We start from the raw sequence: 15,851 nt of genomic DNA, 5'->3' as shown, positions 1-15,851 counted from the left end.
AAAAAAGAATAAGAAGATACTAATCTTTAGCATCCCTGTACATGTGTGCGAATTTAGGGTCGTATAGTTTGGATTGTTCCCCACTTTGCTGGTCAAGTACATCTCCAACTACTATCATTGCTGTTTTTGTAAATCCTGCATCATGTACTTTTTGTGCAATATTTGTCAGATCCCCACGGACAATTTCCTGGTCAGGCCATGTTGCCTTTTTAACTACTGCCACTGGAGTTTTTTCATCATATTCCTTGAGCAATTCATTTACCACATCATCTATCATGTGTATTCCAAGGAATATGCACATTGTTGCATTGTGTTGTGCCAGACTTGCAAGTGCTTCTTTGGATGGTTTTGGTGTTCTTCCTTCAGGTCTTGTGATGATGATTGTCTGTGATACTTCAGGAAGTGTTAACTGTGATTCAAGTGCTGCTGCCGTTCCAAATAAGCTGCTTACACCAGGTATGATTGTAAATTCTATACCTAATGGTCTTAATTGATTTATCTGTTCTGCTATAGCACCATATATTGCAGGATCTCCGGTGTGTACTCTTGCAATAACCTTATTTTCATCATGTGCCTTTTTGATTACGTCAAGTATTTCATCCAGGTCCATCTCTGCACTATCATATATTTTTGCATCATCTTTTGCTATGTCAAGCACTGCCGGGTTGACCAGACTGCCGGCATAGATTATTACATCAGAATTCTTTATTGCTTCTGCCCCTTTGACTGTGATGAGTTCAGGATCTCCCGGTCCTGCTCCGACAAATATTACTTTTCCTTTATAATCTTCAAAGTTCATTCATATCTACCTTTATTTCAAATATTTTTTTACTTAGTATTAATTTAATTTTCATTAATTATATACTTTGTTTTAATAGTAATTGATATTATATTAATCATTTTTTAAATACAATCCTGTTAAATACCTGGCATAAACTTTTAATTATCCATTGTAAACTATTTTTTAAAGCGATTTAATGTATCGGTCATTATTCCAGACAAAATCAATATTACTCCTATGGCAATAATGGCCCATCCAATTGCCTGATAATAGATGTTAAACTCAAATATGCTCATTTTTAAAGAGGATACTATGAGTATTCCAAAAAACAGTATTATTGAACCGGATATTCCATAGAAATATAATGGACGATTGAATCTCATTATTTCAAGTATTCTCATCAGTACACTTAAACCCTGTACTACCGGATTTTCCCTTGTTGTCTGCACATCATACCTGACGGATATAGGTACTTCCAATATTCTCAAATTGTTTTGTGATGCCTCTATCAGCATGTCACTTTCTATTCCAAAGCCATCAGGGTTGAATTCGAAGTACTTTATTGAATCGGATGAGAATGCCCTGAAACCACTCTGTGAATCCGTTAACTTTACACCCGCCGCCACATTTGTTGCTGTATCAAGAACGGTCTGTCCAACTCTACGGTATGTGGGAGTGTCATTATCATGTCCATTCAGGTATCTGCTGCCGTTTACAATATCGGCAGCATTATCTTCTATTGGCTTTATTAAACAAGGGATTTCTGAAGGATTATGTTGTCCATCAGCATCTATTGTTACTATGATATCATAGTTTGAAGCGTAATCAAAGCCTGTTTTTAATGCAACACCCTTTCCCTTGTTTGATTGGTGTTGTAATACTGTTGCACCTGCAAGCTTAGATATTTTGGCTGTTCTATCAGTACTACCATCATCTATTACTATGACTTCATCAGCATATTTTAATGATAATATAACCATACTGCCTATGGCTACCTCCTCATTATATGCCGGCAATAATACAGCAACACTACTCATTGATTTACAACTCCTTGAAAATAAAAAAATATAATTCTATGTTATGAATATATTTAGTTGTTTAAATTATTATATTTTTAAAAGACATAGTTAAGAATAAAAAATATTACTTATATAATTATTAATTAATCGAATACACCTTAGGAATATATATGAATTGGAAGAACAAAAATGTATTGATAACAGGTATTAATGGTTTTGTAGGTTCATATCTAGCCAAAAAATTAATTGACTTGGATGTTAATGTTTATGGATTGATAAGAGATGAGTCAAAGGTTGATTCACCAAACCTGGTAAACAAGAATATTCATGACAAATTCAATCCACTGATTGGAAATTTAAATGACATATCATCAATATCCGCTGCTTTGAGTGAGTCACAACCGGATTATATTTTTCACCTGGCAGCCCAATCATTTGTACCCGTATCATTCAAAAATCCCAAACTTACATATGACGTTAATACTACTGGCACATTGAATTTATTGGAATCCATGCGTCAAGATGAATGTGATGGCCGTATGATCTTTGCCGGTTCAGGTGATGAATATGGACTGGTAATATCATCCAGAAAACAGTATGAAAATATACGAAATAAATATAAAAGCATATTCCCGGGAATTGCGGATGACTTTGAAAGCGAACTGGCAATTAATGAGAATAACCCGTTAAGGCCTATGAATCCATATGCCACCAGTAAGGTTAACGGTGAATTCTTAAGTAGAAATTACTTTAATTCATACAATCTGGACTGTGTTGTTGCCAGATGCTTCAATCATGAAGGTGCCGGCCGCGGAAAAGACTTTGTTACAAGTGTCATTACCAGTCAAGTGGCAGACATCATATCCGAGAAGACCGATTGCCTCAATATAGGCAATGTAAATGCACTTCGTGACTGGACACACATTGATGATATGATTGATTCCTATATGACACTGGCGGAGCATGCATTGAGTGGAGAGGTATATAATCAGGGATCCATGCGTACAAATTCAATACTATCCTATATATTGCTTAGTATCCAAGAGGCAGGATACTCAATAAGCAGCATTGAAACGTTCAATAATGACAAACAGGTACTTGATCCTACAGAGATAAATGAGGACAAATATTTTGATGTGCGTTTTAAGAAAACCATGGTTGACTCCATGATTTTGGATAACGAGTTGGAATATACTATTAAGGATAAGGGCATAATTGTCAGCACAGACAAGAGGGACATTAAAATAGTGTTCAATCCAGAGCGTTTCAGACCATCAGATGTGCCGATACTACTATCCGATACCAGTAAAATAGAAAGTATCGGATATAAAGGGAAACATGAGATAAATAACATAATCCGTGACCAGTTAGACTACTACACAAAAAAGGAATAATTGAATTAGACAAAACAATTGATACAACTACAGGGTGAAATATATGGACATATGCATAGTAACAGAGTACTTTCCACACAGCAAGGACTTAGACATTAAGGGCGGCGTTGAGGTATGTGCCTTTAATGAAGCACAGCAGCTATCAAAGTACAATAATGTAACGGTTTTAACATCAAATGAAGATAATGATAATGATGACTTCTACATAGACGATATCCATGTTATCTGCTGCGGTAAAAAGCGTGGCTATGTACAGAAGGGATCCTTTACAAATAGGCTAAACTTCATGAAGGATGCATTAGATACCGGTAAAAAATTGGATGATATCGACCTGGTTATTGGATATAACTTCATCACTTATCCCATAGCAAATAAAATTGCAAAAAAACTCAAAGTACCTATTGTTGCACGTTATCATGATGTTTGGATTGGCAATTGGGTTAAAAATATGGGCATTACGGGATTGTTCGGTGAAGTGATTGAACGAAATTTCCTGAAACAGGATGTTGACTTGTTTTTGCCAGTCAGTGATTTTACAAGGGATAACTTAAAAAAATATGTTGACGAAGAGAAGATAACGACAATACACAACATAGTTGATTTTCCGGTTGTGGAATCTGAAAGTTATGAAAAACCAACCATAAGCTGTGTTGCAAGACTTGTTGAATATAAACGTGTTGAAGATTTGATACGGGCAGTTTCAATTGTCAAAGAAAGCATCCCTGATATTCAATGCAAAATTATAGGTACCGGGCCACTTGAAGGTGATTTGAAAGCACTGGTTCATGAGTTAAATCTTGAGGACAACATTGAATTTCTGGGTTTTGTCCAAAAGCATGAGGATGTAATGAAGGTGGTTAATTCATCACAGATATTCTGTCTTCCAAGTATTGTTGAAGGATTCGGTATCGTTGTAATAGAAGCGTTATCACTGAAGACCCCATTTGTTGCCGCTGAGATTCCGCCGGTTGTAGAGGCCAGTGGCAGAAAGGGAGGATTGTTTTTCAAGCCAAAGGATTATGTTGGTTTAAGTGAATGTATCCTTAAGCTTTTAGGTGACAAAGAGTTATATGAAAACCTGCAAGAGGAAGGATACGCCCAATCCAAAAATTATACAAAGGAGGTTATTGGTAAAAAGATAAACGATGCCATAAACTCTATAGAAAAATAATAGACTAATATAAAAAAGATTTTCTGCAAATTTTAATAAGTTTATTGTTTTTAGAATAAGAAAAGAAAATTAGGAAATTCAAATAAAGTTTTTCAAAAAAAGATAATGGTATTAATCCAACCTGTAATACCATTTCATCCAATCAGCTGTTTTTTTAATTCCCTCTTCAGGTTTTACTTTAGGATCATGTTTTAAGTCTTTGATTGATTTGGAGAAGTCTATGGTTTTTACCTTGGTCGTAAATGCCTCTGCTTCTTCATATGTGACCAGTGAATCATCCCGACCAGTTGCCTTAAGCACCAAATCAGAATAATCCTTAATATCCATCTCCCATTCCTGATTTCCACCTATGTTATATGCTTCACCTGCCCTGAAGTTATCCACTATGTTGGCAAATGTCCTGGCGGTATCTCCCACATAATCAATTATTCTTTTATGACCCTTATATACAGTATATGGCTTATCATGTAATGACAGGTAGATGAATTTTGGTATGAATCCCCTATATGGAGTATAGTGTTCACCGGGACCATAACAGTTAACCGGCCTAACGCGTACCGTTTCGGTACCGTGCATTGTAGCTGAATTCATGCACATCAGTTCACCTGCCCATTTGCTTATAGCATAGTCATTCATTTGATATGTATCGCTTATTGGGTTGTTTTCCATAACATCCTCTGTCATGATACCATCATAATCCCCATATACCTCTGCTGATGAAAAGAATATCATTCTGAACTTGTTTTTTTCCTGCAATCTGAGCATGTTCTTGGTACCTATAACATTTGTCTGCCATAGGTTTTCATAGTATGCTTCCCCATTCCATCTACCATACTCTGCTGCCAAATGATAAACGTAGTCAAATGGACCTTCCTCTTCAAAGGTTCTTTCCAACTGCCTGTAATATCTCACATCCGTACGTACATAATCGTCACGTTCATTGTTCAATAAGTCAGCCGCTATGACTTCATGCCCCCGGCTTCTTAATTCGTTTACAAGATTTGTACCTATAAATCCTGCTCCACCTGTTACCAGTATTCTGCTTGTTTCCATAAACTCCCTCATAAAAAATTTGTTAAGTATATATACATAAAAGTTTATCATTTTTTATTATTAAAATTTTTCAAAGGCAATAATATTTAACAAGAAGAGTTTAAAATAAATAGTAGAGAATAATCAAATAGAAAGAATTAATGGAGATAATTAGATATGTTTACAATAGGTCCACACTTATCAATTAATAAAGGTTTTGAAAATATAGGATTGGAAGCTATAAGTATTGATGCCAACACCTTCCAGTTCTTTCCCAGAAGTCCACGTGGCGGCAAGGCCAAAGAATTGGATTTTGATGACATAGCCAGGTTTGAGGACGTTAGAAACAACAGCGACATTGACGTGATACTTGCCCATGCACCATATGTGATAAATCTTGCCAGCAAATCGGAAAAAACCAGACAAAATGCCTACGAATTATTTGAGGATGACTTAAGAAGGCTAAGCCACCTGCCAAAAAACATGTATAACTTTCATCCGGGAAGTCATGTAGGCCAGGGAGTGGATAAGGGTATTGAGTTTATTAGCGATTCGTTGAATAAATTAATTACAGAGGAATTAAAAACCACAATACTGCTTGAAACCATGGCTGGTAAGGGTACTGAGATTGGAAGAAGCTTTGAAGAACTGCAATCCATCATAGAAGCTGTTGAGATGGATGAAAAACTATGCGTATGTCTTGATACATGCCACGTCTATGATGCAGGATATGATATTGTAAATGACTTGGACGGAGTTCTTGATGAATTTGACAGCATCATTGGACTTGATAGGCTTAAGGCAATCCACCTTAATGACAGCATGTATGGATTATCCAGCCATAAGGATAGACATGAAAAAATCGGTGACGGTAAAATCGGTTTGGATGCCATTACATCCATCATCAACCATGAAAAACTAAGAAAACTGCCATTCTTTTTGGAAACTCCTAATGATATTGAAGGATACAAAGATGAGATAAAGTTACTTAGAGAATTATATGAAGATTAATCCCCCACTTTCTTTTTTAATTATTTGAAAAATAGCTCCAATTAAATATATGGTCATTATATTAACTAGTATAATTATTGGTTATAAAATAAATATTCACATATCAAATAGAATTTATCGATAGTTACTTAGTGGATATATACATGTAATGATAAAAAAATAATAATTTAAAAAAAATTTTGGAAAGAAAAGTCATTTCTCGGATAAATTCAAAATCAATGAAATAACACCATGAATCAGAATCACTATTGCCACAAGCATCAAGGCCTCGCTACTATCTGTAAATCTAAGTACCATATAACCGGTAGATGCACCATACAGGTAGAATAATGCAATCAATATTTCAAGAATGTTTGTCAGTATACTTCCCCTATACCTTCTAGGAATGATGCTGTTCTTATTTGACTTATTTTGACCAACATTATCATCAGATAGATTGTTAATGTATGCATCCACATTACCTGATTGCATATTAGAATCGTTTGCTGATGGATTTATATTATTTTTAATATCATCACCACCAGATTCACATTTAATCATCATTCTACCTTGAAGTTGAGCAGATTCCTGATTGGTTAATTGCTGATTGGCCGAACTTTCGACATTAGCATTCACAACATTAGCATTCATGTCACTGAAATTGTTATCATTAATCTTTTGACTATTCGGATTTTCAATATTCTCCTTGATTTCATTTAACACCTTTTTACAGGATTTTTTTGGAAGAGCACCAACAAAACCATCCAGATTACTTTCTTTACCGAAATTACTTACCCATCCTTCAAGTATTACATTATCCTCTTCGAAATAATATCGTATAAACTTCGGTGACTCAGTAACCCCCAATCCTTGTTTCCAGTAATCTTCATTATTATTCTGAATATGATCATATCGTTTAGAATCCAATATCCGTTCGATGATTTGTGAAGTGTTACTTCTATCATTACATTTTAGTACAATCTGTGTTCGGGACATTTGAAACATACCACCTTATAAAAAAACAACTTGATAAAAAGTTATTTGTAAAAATATAATATATTAAAGAATTATTATCTGTTTTGATATATAAATCATATAAAGAAATATATTTAAAAGTCTTAACTGTACATTTATAAAAAAAATGATAGAACATGCCCGGAATAAAAAAGGAGAAAGATGAAAAAAATCATTGAGATTTAAAAGTACTGAATTATACTCCATTAATGCAATAATCATTATTCCAATTGTACCAATAATCTACAAAAGCGTTTATCATCCCTTATTTTTTTTTGCTTTTGGGGGTTGTAGATTAAATTTAGCGTATACCAATCATGTATTCTTGGAACACTTGAATGTTTTTATGGTAAAGTAATTCAAACAGATTTTGTTTTTTTGGGAGAATAACTTATAATAACAATATGTCACGGTGATTTTATATTGGCGAATAATTATTTTTATCCCAATATACGTTTTTTGTGAAAATAATTTTTGAACCGATAACTAGATTCAATATGGTATTTAACAAACAAAAACATATCCCTTATTGTATTATACCCCATTTGACAATACATATAATTATTTTTAGATTTTTTTTCATCAAAGCATTTTTTTTGTATAATAATCAATCACACGAAATCAATTATTGTTTATAAAATTATAAATATAATCTTATTTGATACAAAATTTATTTAATCATAAGAATTAAATAAAACTATACCTATACCCCCTATAAGTATAATTAATGATTGCACATAATGCTATTTAAACATATTTACTGGATTATTTGGACAAATAATCTTTAATTTGAAATGGTAAAGCAACATGAATAAAATAATAACTAGGACAATAATAAAACAAATGTGATTAATGTAAAAAAATAATAAATGATACGTAAACAACAACACTCATATCTAAAAAAAAATTCAACAAAATAAAACGTTTAAAAAAAAATCAAAAGGTGGTGAAAACATTGGATAAATCCATAAGTTATATCCTTGAATAGTAATCGATTATCTTGGATAAATCCTGGATAGCTTCACTACTATCTCCCTTGTCGATGGCATCCTTAACGCAGTGATTCATATGTCCCTCCAATATGATACTGCCGACTTTGTTTAATGCTGATTTTGCTGCGTTAACCTGCATTAAAACATCTTCACATGGAATGTCCTCTTCTATCATCCTGTCTATAGCCTTTACCTGTCCTTCTATTTTACGTAATCTTCTGTGTAAGTTATCTGAATCCATACATTGTTTCATATTTCCACCTTCATCATATATCTTCTTTGTTTATTACTTCTATACCGCTTTCTCGCCCAACAATTACCTTATCCACTACATTGGAAAATATTCCATTTTCAACTACTCCCGGTATGGAGTTTAATTCAACTTCCAACTGACTTGGATTTTCTATAACATTAAAACTGGCATCTAAAATGAAGTTTCCATTATCGGTTATTACAGGTCCATCCTTTTGTATACCCATTCTTAGTTGTGATTCGACATTCATATCCAATAATGCGTTTTTAACAAGCCGTAATGATTCGGGTATGATTTCTATTGGTAGTGGGAATGCCCCTAACTTATCTACCATTTTACTTTCATCAACTATCACTACAAACTTATCTGCACTTGCATCTATGATTTTTTCCTTGGTGTGTGCTGCTCCCCCACCTTTTATTAAATCCAAATTGGAACTGACCTCATCGGCCCCGTCTACTGCAATGTCTATATCATGTTCATCTATACTGGTTACTTCTATTCCAAGTTCTCTTGCAAGAATCAGGGACTGGAATGAGGTAGGTATTCCCATAATATCCAATTGTTCATCCTGTACCCGTTGACCTAAGAATTTGATAAAATGTACTGTGGTTGAACCTGTTCCCAATCCAACTACCTGTCCATCCTCAATTAGTGCTGCTGCCTGTTTTCCAACGTTTTGTTTTAATAAATCCATATCCATTTTATTCACCTAGTGACTTAATATTACTTCAGTTAAATTATTTCCACATTTACATGATAATGCAGGTCCTATCTCTTCTATTCTGCATTTATCATCATTATATAATCCTTCAGGATGACATATGTCCCAATTTTCACATTCATGATCGCATGTTGGATTTCTAAATATTACGGTTGAACCCTTATATGCTTTTTTTGATTCGATGACCGTTCTGATTGTAGCTGGTTCCACCTCTATTGTTCTGACGGTTCCATCCTTATGTAATGGACATTTATGTGTTACTTTTTTTACTTCAGTAATCATATATTTTCTTCCTTTTTCAAGGTTTAAACAAGTTCTTTTAAAGCGACAGTTTTCACATTTTACGCTTCCTCCATAGAATGTGAATACCAATCCTTTTTTTGCTAGACTTTCTCCGATTAATGTTATCAAGTTCTTGACCTCCACTTTTTTATTCTATTACCTTTGTTTGAATTGCAATATTTTCTGCTGCTTGTCTTGTAAGACCTCTATCTCCCAATATGGTATACCTGTTTTTTCGAATATTATGTGCTTGTGTTAACGCTTCTATAATATATTCATCTTCAATACCTAATTCTTTAGCTGTTGTTGGAGCATTCACTTTTTTAAGGACTGATTGAATATGTTTCCAATCTCCTCCCTGAAGATACATCATCATTATTGTTCCCACACCACATTGTTCACCATGCAGTGCAGGTTTTGGTGCTATTTTATCCAGTGCATGACTGAATTTATGTTCTGATCCACTTGCAGGCCTGCTTGTACCTGCTATGCTCATGGCCATTCCACTACTTATCAATCCTTTAACTACAATAGCAGTACTTTCAGGATGCCGTGGTTGGATATTGTCGGCTTCCTGAATTAATAATTTTGCAGTCATAACGGATAAGGCCGCGGCTGAATCACTGAAGGGCTCATTTATCAATTTATGAGCTAATTTCCAATCTTCTACAGCCGTTAGATTTGATATGATATCTGCAAATCCTGATGCAGTGAATTTATATGGTGCCTGTGATATTATCTGAGTATCCGCTATGATTGCAAAGGGTGCATTTGCTTCCAATGAGGCACTGCCGGTATTATTCTTTATTGATGCCCGGGGAGATGCTATCCCATCATGTGCCGCTGTTGTGGGTATGCTTATAAAGGGGATGTTATTTCTTGTAGATGCTATTTTTGCTACATCTATTACTTTTCCCCCACCTACTCCAAGTATTGCCGAGGAATCATTTGATGATTCGTATACTTGATTTACAGTTTCATCCGTTGCCTGATTGATTATCATTTCTTCTATTTCATAATCATCATCTTCAAGCACTTCGATTACATGATTTCCAGCTATTTTTTTTGTTGTGTTTCCTGTGACTATTGTTACCTTCTTTTTTGACAGTAATGTATCACATACTTCTCCTATCTCATCCAATATTCCAGGACCAGTATGTATTTCACGTGGCAATTGAACATTTCGAAAATCCATTAGATACACCATTGAATAATTATACTTTTTTGATTAAATATGATTATTATTTATATCATTGCTTATTTATACAATTTTTTTATCAGAGGGGAAATTTTATATTGAGACAATATACTGAAAATTTATAGTAAGTTGAAAATTAACATTATAAAAATATGATTATTTTAAAAATAGTTTATATTAATAATCTATTCCTATTTTTTAATATATATATCTTTTTATTTATGAAATTAGGTGAACCTAAAAAAAAATAATCCATTTGGAAAAAATTATGATTATATGAATGAAAAGTCAAGTAAAATTAAAAAAAGGATGTAATTACTAAAATTTAAAATTTTTTTATCAATTAAAATAGATATTAAGCTAACAAGTTTAAATATTAATAACTATAAAAATCTAATTAGATGATGTGAATATAGTCAAATGTATTAAATTGTATACATAACATAAATGATTTTGAAAGTAAGACTAATTAAAGTAATACAAAATAAATTATTTTTGATAATGTAACCAACAAATAAAAGAACATGTTTTACATGTTTTTTTTTAAACATTTCGAATAAATTTATGTCGTCGACAATTCTATAAATTTGGAGGCTAATTAAATGGCAAGCACAATGCAAAAATTTTTAGCAGAATTAATTGGATCATTTATATTAGTATTCTTCGGTACAGCATCAGTTGTATTAGTATTACTAGTAAACGGTGGTCTAGATATTGCAGCTATAACCATGGCTGATTGGGTAGCAATCGGATTAGCATTTGGTTTAGCATTAACCGTTGCAATTTATGCACTGGCTCCTATATCCGGTGCACACTTTAACCCAGCTGTAACTATAGGTTTATGGGCTGGTAAAAAATTCCCAACTTCTGACGTACCAGTTTACTTAATTGCACAGTTTGTTGGATCAATTATTGCATCTGCAGCATTATTATTCATGGCAGGTACACAAATTGCATCAACTACCGGTGCTTTAGGTAGCGTTGGTGACGTTGGCGGTATTGGTATGGTAGGAATTTTCATTGCAGAATTCTTAGGTACCGCATTATTAATGTACTGTATTATGGCAGCAGCTGTAGACGGTAAAGCTAAAGATGCAGCATTAAGTATCGGTTTAGTACTTGCTGGTATTATAGTAGCTATTGGTGGTTTCAGTGGTTGTGGAATTAACCCTTCAAGGGTATTTGCACCTATGTTAATGAACACCTTAGTAGGTACCGCAGCACCTTGGAACTTATTCCCAGTATACTTAATTGCACCTATTCTCGGAGCAATAGTAGCTGTATACTTATATGATTTCTTAGCTGTTTCAGAAGAATAAGAAAATAAGGAAAGTGTTTATACATACAGATAATGTATGTTTAAACAACACTTTTTTTATGAAAGCTTTGTATTAAATTAATATAAAAAGTTATTATTTAAACAATAATTTTATTAGCCCCTCAACACTTAAAGAAAACTTGCCCAATACTAAAAATAAGATTATAACCTACGACATAACATATAAATAAGAAAAAAACATAGAATTATATATACAATGGGCCCGTAGCTCAGACTGGGAGAGCGCTGCCCTTGCAAGGCAGAGGCCCCGGGTTCAAATCCCGGTGGGTCCACTAGTTTTTCCATACTGATTTTTACAAAATATAATTAAATACTAAGGATTTAATATAATATAATAGAAATCTCTCACAGGAGAATATTTTAATGATTACTGAAGATAAAATAAAAAAATATGCAAGTACCGTTTTAGTAAGTACTGTAGAAAACTTATTTGACCATAATAAAGCAGCCATTGATACTTTTTACAAAGAGTTTGTCAAGGAAAACAAGCGTAACAAAAAATTAAAGGATAATCAAAAGGACAATGAAGTTATTGATGAACTGATTCTTGAAGAACTGGAAAAGACATTTACACAAAACGATATAGGACGAGCATTGCAGACGGAAATGGTACGGGAAAATGATAAAGCAATAGAGGAACTGGCTGATGTTCTTGATGAGAAACTAAAGCCTGTCGAATCACAGTTAATCCAATGGTTTGATGATACCGAACAGTACAATCAGTTTAGAAAATACACAACAGAAGGATTGGTAGTGTCAAACTTAAATCTGAAGATGTCAGTCGTTAAGGCCTTGAAGACATTAAAGATATCAGGTATGCAATCAGCACAGATAATGCAATTAATAAGCAGCGTAGACGATTGATTACAATTAGTCTGAATTATACCACATAATTCAATAAAAAATTTAAAAAAAATGAGTATGTGAATCAGATTATTCATCTGTTTCATCTATTTCTTCGGTTATTTGATTTACCAGATCCCTAAACTCCTGACTGTCACGTTCTCGTGGTCGAGGAAGATTATTTTCATATACTTGTTTTATTCTACCGGGCCTGCGTGTAAATACAACAATCTCATCAGCCAAAAATACTGCTTCATCCACATCATGCGTAACAAACAGTGTTGTTCTTTTCTTATCGGCCCACGTACCTATAAATTGTTTTTGTAGTGAATGACGTGTTTGAACATCCAATGCACTGAATGGTTCATCCATAAGCAATGATTTAGATTGATTAATAACTGATCTGATTATTGCAACTCTTTGCTTCATACCACCGGACAGTTCATGAGGATATTTTTCGGCAAAATCTTCTAAGCCTACCGCTTCAAGATAGGTCAATGCCCTTTGTCTATTTTCTTCTTCAGGTTTTCCCGCTATCTTCAATCCAAATGTTACATTTTCTATTACGTTAAGCCATGGAAATAGGGAGTAATCCTGGAATATGAATCCACGTTCTCGTGACGGCTGGGTTACCAGTTCATCATCATCATAGATTTGACCTTCGGTTGGTGTTTCAAATCCTTCAATCAAACGTAGAAGTGTTGTCTTTCCACAACCGGATGGCCCTACAAAACATACGAATTTTCCAGATTCTATGTATAAATTAATATTATCCAATGCCAATACTTCCACATTGTCCTTGGACATATATTTTTTTGATACATTCTCTACTTTAAATGCCATTTTGTCACCTTACCAGAATATTCTCTCCTGTATTTTTGTAAAGATATAATCAAATATTATTCCCAATACTCCTATTACCAGCATTCCAACAACGGTTGAACCAGTATCGAAAAGATTTGTTGACGTTAATATCATATATCCTATACCTGAACTTGATCCAATCATTTCACCGGCAATCGTACACATTAATGCTATGCCTATACCTACCTTTAATCCAGTTACTATGTAAGGTATTGTCGCAGGCAGTATAACTTCCGTTAGAATCTGTGTATTTGATGCCCCGAATGATTTGGCCGCCTCTATTAGGACTCCTTTTGTTCTGTGTACACCATCTATTGTTGAAACAAGTATTGGAAATACACAACCTATGAATATGATGAATATTGCCGGTTTTGATCCTATTCCAAACCATAATATTGAAAAGGGTATCCATGCTATTGGAGGGATAGGCCTCAATATACTTACGATTAATGTGGATATCCTTTCCAATCTCTTAGACCATCCCAATATAAGTCCTAACGTAATTCCCACTATAGCAGCCAGCAGTAAACCTACCAGCACTTTATATAATGTTGCAATTATATCTTTAAATAGTTTACCTGAAAGCAGTAATTTTACAAATGCATTGAATACCTCTATTGGTCCCGGAAACATATATGATGGAACCATCATGAATACGTCACATACAATGTACCAAATGATTAACAGTATTACAGGTAAATAAATAAATCTATAACTGATGTTTTATTTTTTATGTTATTCATTGATTCATCTCTTAAGATTTTTTTTAGCTTTCTAATAATGATAGTTTTATTTGATTTAATTAATAATTATTTTGTTTATCATACGACTATGAATTTAAAATGGAGGTTAACTTACCTGCATGATTCATTAATAAACTGTTAGAACGTCTTTTAATGACGGTTACTTGCCTGTGAAAATTGATTATTGGAGAATATGTCTGAATATTACTTGTTAAAATGGGTTTTTAAAAAAATGGAAAAAAAAGAAGGAGGATTATTTACTGTAGAACAATTGTTCATCGGTAAACGTTGTGTTGATTAAACCTAAATCTTTTTCAACAGATATGAAGTCTCTTATATCCTGTTTGTATGTGTCATTTAAGTCGGATACCCAATTTAATTCCTCGAGTACTCCTTTTTCTACTTCCTTATCCGGCACGATATTATCCGGCAGGTATTGTACACACTCTTCAGGGTTGTTTCTTAGTTTTTCTGTAGCCTGTTTATGGATATCCACTATTTTTGCTACTGTATCAGGTTTTTCCTTTATGAATTTATCGCTTACTGCAACTACACAACATGGATGGTTTGGATAGATGTCTCCTGATTTTTTAACCAGCGTTGCATTGTTTAATTCAGTAGCTATTGATACGAACGGTTCATAGGTTAATGCTGCATCCAAACTTCCGGTTTTTATTGCATCGTTCATTGATGCCACTTTCATTCCAGGACTTTCAATGCTGGATGCGTCCATTCCATTATTTTTCATTTCATATTTTAGTAGCATATTTTGTATGGATGCTTCACCTGGTGTTGCTACCTTTTTACCTTTTAAGTCGGTTATTGAATGTATGTTACTGTTTGATGCTATCAATCCACTTCCTTCTGTCTGAGCTCCGGCCACTATTTTTACCGGTACTCCTTTTTGTATTGAGGACAGTACCGGTGTTATTCCAACATATCCTACATCCACTTTACCACTTGCCATTGCACTCATCAGGTCTCCACCGTTATTATATTCGTGTAGTTCTACTTCTATTCCAGCATCCTTATACATTCCAGATGCATTGGCAACAAATAATGCTGAATCATGGTCTGAAGGCAGGTATCCTATTGATACTTTATCTGTACTTCCACCAAAAGATCCAAATGCCACTATTGCAGCTATCAGTATAATGACTGCTGCAATAATTCCTATAATTTTTTTGTCCATTATTACAGCTCCTTATTTTT

General features: G+C 33.8%; 16 protein-coding genes and 1 tRNA gene. 6 read left to right on the top strand and 11 right to left on the bottom strand.

Features of this window, described 5'->3' with window-relative positions:
• Positions 1-19 precede the first annotated feature (19 nt).
• On the bottom strand, positions 20-799 hold the full coding sequence (gene cobM, locus AW729_RS00085; protein ID WP_112123153.1) for a precorrin-4 C(11)-methyltransferase: 780 nt from the start codon (positions 797-799) through the stop codon (positions 20-22).
• A 158-nt stretch (positions 800-957) separates the two neighbouring features.
• Positions 958-1,818 carry a glycosyltransferase family 2 protein gene (locus AW729_RS00080; RefSeq protein ID WP_112123152.1) on the bottom strand — a complete coding sequence of 287 codons (861 nt, stop codon included), beginning with the start codon at positions 1,816-1,818 and terminating at the stop codon, positions 958-960.
• Between the two features lie 152 nt (positions 1,819-1,970).
• Here AW729_RS00080 and AW729_RS00075 point away from each other — a divergent pair, with 152 nt between their 5' ends.
• Both AW729_RS00075 and AW729_RS00070 read left to right on the top strand, forming a co-directional pair.
• Complete coding sequence (locus tag AW729_RS00075; protein WP_112123151.1) at positions 1,971-3,194, top strand: GDP-mannose 4,6-dehydratase; 1,224 nt, start codon at positions 1,971-1,973, stop codon at positions 3,192-3,194.
• Positions 3,195-3,237: 43 nt separating this feature from the next.
• On the top strand, positions 3,238-4,365 hold the full coding sequence (locus AW729_RS00070; protein WP_112123150.1) for a glycosyltransferase family 4 protein: 1,128 nt from the start codon (positions 3,238-3,240) through the stop codon (positions 4,363-4,365).
• Positions 4,366-4,476: 111 nt separating this feature from the next.
• On the opposite strand, the gene AW729_RS00065 is transcribed toward AW729_RS00070, so the two are convergent.
• Complete coding sequence (locus AW729_RS00065) at positions 4,477-5,418, bottom strand: NAD(P)-dependent oxidoreductase (RefSeq protein WP_112123149.1); 942 nt, start codon at positions 5,416-5,418, stop codon at positions 4,477-4,479.
• A gap of 156 nt (positions 5,419-5,574) precedes the next feature.
• Between AW729_RS00065 and AW729_RS00060 the strand changes: the two genes are divergently transcribed.
• Positions 5,575-6,408, top strand: coding sequence for a deoxyribonuclease IV (locus AW729_RS00060; RefSeq protein ID WP_112123148.1), 834 nt, complete (start codon positions 5,575-5,577; stop codon positions 6,406-6,408).
• A 192-nt stretch (positions 6,409-6,600) separates the two neighbouring features.
• Here the strand turns inward: AW729_RS00060 and AW729_RS00055 are convergent, their stop codons facing one another.
• The 5 genes from AW729_RS00055 to AW729_RS00035 form a co-directional block, all read right to left on the bottom strand.
• Complete coding sequence (locus AW729_RS00055; RefSeq protein WP_112123147.1) at positions 6,601-7,383, bottom strand: hypothetical protein; 783 nt, start codon at positions 7,381-7,383, stop codon at positions 6,601-6,603.
• A gap of 990 nt (positions 7,384-8,373) precedes the next feature.
• Positions 8,374-8,646 carry a metal-sensing transcriptional repressor gene (locus AW729_RS00050; protein ID WP_112123146.1) on the bottom strand — a complete coding sequence of 91 codons (273 nt, stop codon included), beginning with the start codon at positions 8,644-8,646 and terminating at the stop codon, positions 8,374-8,376.
• A 13-nt stretch (positions 8,647-8,659) separates the two neighbouring features.
• Complete coding sequence (gene rpiA / locus AW729_RS00045; RefSeq protein WP_112125198.1) at positions 8,660-9,343, bottom strand: ribose-5-phosphate isomerase RpiA; 684 nt, start codon at positions 9,341-9,343, stop codon at positions 8,660-8,662.
• Between the two features lie 15 nt (positions 9,344-9,358).
• On the bottom strand, positions 9,359-9,781 hold the full coding sequence (locus AW729_RS00040) for a UPF0179 family protein (RefSeq protein WP_112123145.1): 423 nt from the start codon (positions 9,779-9,781) through the stop codon (positions 9,359-9,361).
• Between the two features lie 19 nt (positions 9,782-9,800).
• Positions 9,801-10,847, bottom strand: a complete 1,047-nt coding sequence (locus AW729_RS00035) for an NAD(P)-dependent glycerol-1-phosphate dehydrogenase (RefSeq protein ID WP_112123144.1) — start codon at positions 10,845-10,847, stop codon at positions 9,801-9,803.
• 605 nt (positions 10,848-11,452) lie between these two features.
• Here AW729_RS00035 and AW729_RS00030 point away from each other — a divergent pair.
• The 3 genes from AW729_RS00030 to AW729_RS00020 all read left to right on the top strand — a co-directional run bounded on the left by AW729_RS00030 (position 11,453) and on the right by AW729_RS00020 (position 13,053).
• Positions 11,453-12,169, top strand: coding sequence for an MIP/aquaporin family protein (locus AW729_RS00030; RefSeq protein ID WP_112123143.1), 717 nt, complete (start codon positions 11,453-11,455; stop codon positions 12,167-12,169).
• A 218-nt stretch (positions 12,170-12,387) separates the two neighbouring features.
• Positions 12,388-12,461 (top strand) — tRNA-Ala (locus AW729_RS00025).
• Positions 12,462-12,552: 91 nt separating this feature from the next.
• Positions 12,553-13,053: a hypothetical protein gene (locus tag AW729_RS00020; RefSeq protein WP_112123142.1), complete on the top strand. Its 501-nt coding sequence runs from the start codon at positions 12,553-12,555 to the stop codon at positions 13,051-13,053.
• A gap of 69 nt (positions 13,054-13,122) precedes the next feature.
• On the opposite strand, the gene AW729_RS00015 is transcribed toward AW729_RS00020, so the two are convergent.
• The 3 genes from AW729_RS00015 to AW729_RS00005 form a co-directional block, all read right to left on the bottom strand.
• Positions 13,123-13,875: an ABC transporter ATP-binding protein gene (locus AW729_RS00015; RefSeq protein ID WP_112123141.1), complete on the bottom strand. Its 753-nt coding sequence runs from the start codon at positions 13,873-13,875 to the stop codon at positions 13,123-13,125.
• Between the two features lie 9 nt (positions 13,876-13,884).
• Positions 13,885-14,547 (bottom strand): ABC transporter permease, encoded by a 663-nt coding sequence (locus tag AW729_RS00010; protein WP_112123140.1) that lies wholly within the window; start codon positions 14,545-14,547, stop codon positions 13,885-13,887.
• A gap of 345 nt (positions 14,548-14,892) precedes the next feature.
• Positions 14,893-15,831, bottom strand: coding sequence for an ABC transporter substrate-binding protein (locus AW729_RS00005; RefSeq protein WP_112123139.1), 939 nt, complete (start codon positions 15,829-15,831; stop codon positions 14,893-14,895).
• Between the last annotated feature and the right edge of the window lie 20 nt (positions 15,832-15,851).

Origin of the sequence: Methanosphaera sp. BMS (assembly GCF_003268005.1) — an archaeon.
GTDB lineage: Archaea > Methanobacteriota > Methanobacteria > Methanobacteriales > Methanobacteriaceae > Methanosphaera.
The sequence above is the reverse complement of the archived record's forward strand: the minus strand, read 5'-3'. Positions and strand labels throughout refer to the sequence as shown.

Excerpts from the sequence above, each read along its gene's own strand:
- cobM (WP_112123153.1), bottom strand. The coding sequence starts at position 799 with ATGAACTTTGAAGATTATAAAGGAAAAGTAATATTTGTCGGAGCAGGA.
- AW729_RS00080 (WP_112123152.1), bottom strand. The coding sequence starts at position 1,818 with ATGAGTAGTGTTGCTGTATTATTGCCGGCATATAATGAGGAGGTAGCC.
- AW729_RS00075 (WP_112123151.1), top strand. The coding sequence starts at position 1,971 with ATGAATTGGAAGAACAAAAATGTATTGATAACAGGTATTAATGGTTTT.
- AW729_RS00070 (WP_112123150.1), top strand. The coding sequence starts at position 3,238 with ATGGACATATGCATAGTAACAGAGTACTTTCCACACAGCAAGGACTTA.
- AW729_RS00065 (WP_112123149.1), bottom strand. The coding sequence starts at position 5,418 with ATGGAAACAAGCAGAATACTGGTAACAGGTGGAGCAGGATTTATAGGT.
- AW729_RS00060 (WP_112123148.1), top strand. The coding sequence starts at position 5,575 with ATGTTTACAATAGGTCCACACTTATCAATTAATAAAGGTTTTGAAAAT.
- AW729_RS00055 (WP_112123147.1), bottom strand. The coding sequence starts at position 7,383 with ATGTCCCGAACACAGATTGTACTAAAATGTAATGATAGAAGTAACACT.
- AW729_RS00050 (WP_112123146.1), bottom strand. The coding sequence starts at position 8,646 with ATGAAACAATGTATGGATTCAGATAACTTACACAGAAGATTACGTAAA.
- rpiA (WP_112125198.1), bottom strand. The coding sequence starts at position 9,343 with ATGGATTTATTAAAACAAAACGTTGGAAAACAGGCAGCAGCACTAATT.
- AW729_RS00035 (WP_112123144.1), bottom strand. The coding sequence starts at position 10,847 with ATGGATTTTCGAAATGTTCAATTGCCACGTGAAATACATACTGGTCCT.
- AW729_RS00030 (WP_112123143.1), top strand. The coding sequence starts at position 11,453 with ATGGCAAGCACAATGCAAAAATTTTTAGCAGAATTAATTGGATCATTT.
- AW729_RS00020 (WP_112123142.1), top strand. The coding sequence starts at position 12,553 with ATGATTACTGAAGATAAAATAAAAAAATATGCAAGTACCGTTTTAGTA.
- AW729_RS00015 (WP_112123141.1), bottom strand. The coding sequence starts at position 13,875 with ATGGCATTTAAAGTAGAGAATGTATCAAAAAAATATATGTCCAAGGAC.
- AW729_RS00010 (WP_112123140.1), bottom strand. The coding sequence starts at position 14,547 with ATGATGGTTCCATCATATATGTTTCCGGGACCAATAGAGGTATTCAAT.
- AW729_RS00005 (WP_112123139.1), bottom strand. The coding sequence starts at position 15,831 with ATGGACAAAAAAATTATAGGAATTATTGCAGCAGTCATTATACTGATA.